A 229-nucleotide genomic window follows, 5' to 3' on the forward strand; every position below is an offset into this window, starting at 1 on the left:
AAATCCGCCACTCTGATCCATTCAACCACTACTTTATAAAAAATCATCACCATTCCCGTACACCATTCAAACCCATACTCCTCCCCATTCTTAAAAATATCACATATCCCATCACACCCCCCTACATTTCCATTCAAAACATAACCACTTCCTCCTTTTGTCCAATAAATCCCATTCAATTTACACTATTTCAATCAACTGAACCCCACCCAACCATCTTTCACTTTCA

At 38.9% G+C, this 229-nt stretch carries 1 pseudogene; it reads right to left on the reverse strand.

Annotated elements, in window-relative coordinates:
* Window positions 1-179: pseudogene (locus tag FS736_RS25705) on the reverse strand (protein-glutamine gamma-glutamyltransferase); the annotation flags it as partial.
* Window positions 180-229 lie beyond the last annotated feature (50 nt).

Source organism: Cytobacillus oceanisediminis 2691 (assembly GCF_007678455.1).
GTDB classification, from domain to species: domain Bacteria; phylum Bacillota; class Bacilli; order Bacillales; family Cytobacillaceae; genus Mesobacillus; species Mesobacillus oceanisediminis_A.